This window comes from Pseudomonas fluorescens, from assembly GCF_902497895.1.
GTDB lineage: Bacteria > Pseudomonadota > Gammaproteobacteria > Pseudomonadales > Pseudomonadaceae > Aquipseudomonas > Aquipseudomonas fluorescens_BP.
The window spans coordinates 1-1850 of the sequence record NZ_CABVHQ010000148.1; the positions used below are offsets into that span (position 1 = coordinate 1).

Here is a 1850-nt window from a genome sequence, read left to right on the forward strand (position 1 = left end):
GCCAAGATCGTCGTTTCCGGCGGTCGCGGCATGCAGAACGGCGACAACTTCAAACACCTGTACGCCCTGGCCGACAAGCTGGGCGCGGCGGTCGGTGCTTCCCGCGCCGCGGTCGACGCAGGTTTCGTACCGAACGACATGCAGGTCGGTCAGACCGGCAAAATCGTTGCGCCACAGCTGTACATCGCGGTCGGTATCTCCGGCGCGATCCAGCACCTGGCCGGTATGAAAGACTCCAAGGTGATCGTTGCGATCAACAAGGACGAAGAAGCACCGATCTTCCAGGTGGCTGATTACGGCCTGGTCGCGGACTTGTTCGAAGCCATACCCGAGTTCGAGAAGCTGGTCTAATCCAGCGGCTTGACTTATAAAGAGCCCGGCCTTCTGGTCGGGCTTTTTTTATGTCTTTGATTTGAGCGGGAGTTTCGCCATGGATCTGCGTCGCTGGAGCGGCTTGTGTTGGCTGCTGGGGCTGTCGATGTTGCCTTCGCTGGCGGGCGCGGCGGGCAAGTGCGAGCGCCTGGTGGTGACCGGCAGTCCGGATGCGCCGCCTTACCTGTGGCGCGACCCGCAAGACCCGAAACATTTGATCGGAGCCAGTGCCGATCTGTTGCAACAGATCGCCGCTGAGCTGGGGCTCAAGGTCGAACTGCTGTATGCCGGCAAGCGCTCGCAGGCCCTGGACGAAGTGCGCAGCGGACGAATGGACATGCTCGCCGATGCCCCCTTGACGGTCAGTGAGCTGGAATCGCTGGACTACATTCATCCGCCGCTGATGGAAAACGACTATCTGGTCTGGACGCGCAAGGACTCGCAACTGGTCTATAACCAGGCGCAGGACCTGCACGGTCATCCCGGTGCGATGTCGGAAAAATCTCGTTTGACCCAGCCATTCAGAGCTTTCGCCGAGCAGCAGTTAAGCCTGGTGCCTATGCCCAACCTGACCCAGGCCTTTCAGAAACTGCTCTTGGGCGAAGTGCAATATGTGCTGGCCGGGCGTTATGCGGGGATGACCATGGTCGAGACCCTGGGCATGACCAAAGACCTGCTGGCTCATCCGCAACCGATCGATAAACCGGGGCTGTTCCTCGCCGTTTCCCATAACTCTGCCTGCAACGACCCATGGTTGCGCGGACAGTTGGCCAAAAAGATGACAGAATTGCCCGCGTCCGGTCTGACGGAAGCCGTGCTGCAACGCAATCTCGAGCGTTGGAAGGCACAGTTGAAAAATCCCGCCAGCACCCAAAAACAATAGGGTGCGTCCTCAATAAATGACGGTCGCGCCGTCGCCCCGCCAAAATCGGGGTGAGACAGGAACAAAGAGCATTGGGGGCTAGGCCCTTCGGGTTGAAGCTATGATCGAGCCATGCTGCGTTGCGGGACTTGAAGAGGCGAAAAGCATCTCCTGCGTCCCGCGCCTTGCCTGGCACGACCACAACATCAACGCGATCCGCCCTTTATTAAGAACGCACCCTAGGAATCTTGTGTGACTATTCGACCTCTTTTCGCTGCCCTGGCCGTTCTGGCTCTGGCGGGTTGTGCAGCCGATCCGGCGCCGAATGAACAAATGCGTTTGACCGAACAAGCCCTGGAACAAGCCAGGGCCGTGGGTGCAACGACTGAAGACGTGCCCGAGCTGAAGCTTGCGCAAGACAAATACACCCGGGCTCAGGGCGATATGACCGACCTGTCGTTCAAGCATGCACGCATGCGGGCTGAACAGGCCGAACTGGACGCCCGTCTGGCCGAGGCGCGGGTCCTGACCCTGAAAAGCCAGGAGCAATTGAACGTGCTCGATACCCGCATCACTCGCCTGCGCAAGCAACTGGGGGATGCCCAATGAGCCTGAA

At 59.5% G+C, this 1850-nt stretch carries 3 protein-coding genes; all 3 read left to right on the forward strand.

Annotation, left to right across the window (positions count from 1 at the left end; all coding sequences use genetic code 11):
- On the forward strand, positions 1-351 hold a 351-nt coding region (locus F8N21_RS30195; RefSeq protein ID WP_224788325.1), incomplete at its 5' end, for an FAD-binding protein.
- Between the two features lie 79 nt (positions 352-430).
- A complete protein-coding gene (locus tag F8N21_RS30200; protein WP_150645593.1) occupies positions 431-1255 on the forward strand; it encodes a substrate-binding periplasmic protein in 825 nt (274 codons plus the stop codon).
- A 231-nt stretch (positions 1256-1486) separates the two neighbouring features.
- The gene (locus F8N21_RS30205) at positions 1487-1843 is read left to right on the forward strand and encodes a DUF4398 domain-containing protein (protein WP_150645081.1); all 357 of its coding nucleotides are present in this window, start codon (positions 1487-1489) and stop codon (positions 1841-1843) included.
- Positions 1844-1850: the final 7 nt, after the last annotated feature.